Raw genomic sequence first — 268 nt, 5'->3', positions numbered from 1 at the left:
GGGGAATCTGCGGGTGAAGCAGGATGTGGCGCGGTCCAAGGCGCATGTGGATGTGGGGTTCTGGGGTGGTGCGCTGCCCGGCAACGTCAAGGACCTGCGTCCGTTGTACGAGGCAGGGGTGTTCGGTTTCAAGTGTTTCCTCTCGCCGTCGGGGGTGGAGGAGTTCCCCGAGCTGGACCAGGAGCAGTTGGCCCGTTCGATGGCGGAGATCGCGGGGTTCGGTGGGCTGCTGATCGTGCACGCGGAGGATCCGGAGCATCTGGCCGGG

The 268-nt window shown here is 66.0% G+C and carries 1 pseudogene; it reads left to right on the top strand.

Annotated elements, in window-relative coordinates:
* Window positions 1-268 (top strand): annotated as a pseudogene (locus tag IA22_RS34695) (allantoinase AllB); the annotation flags it as partial.

The sequence above is a fragment of the Kitasatospora papulosa genome, assembly GCF_000717245.1.
GTDB lineage: Bacteria > Actinomycetota > Actinomycetes > Streptomycetales > Streptomycetaceae > Streptomyces > Streptomyces papulosus.
This window is presented reverse-complemented; position numbering and strand designations above follow the sequence as displayed.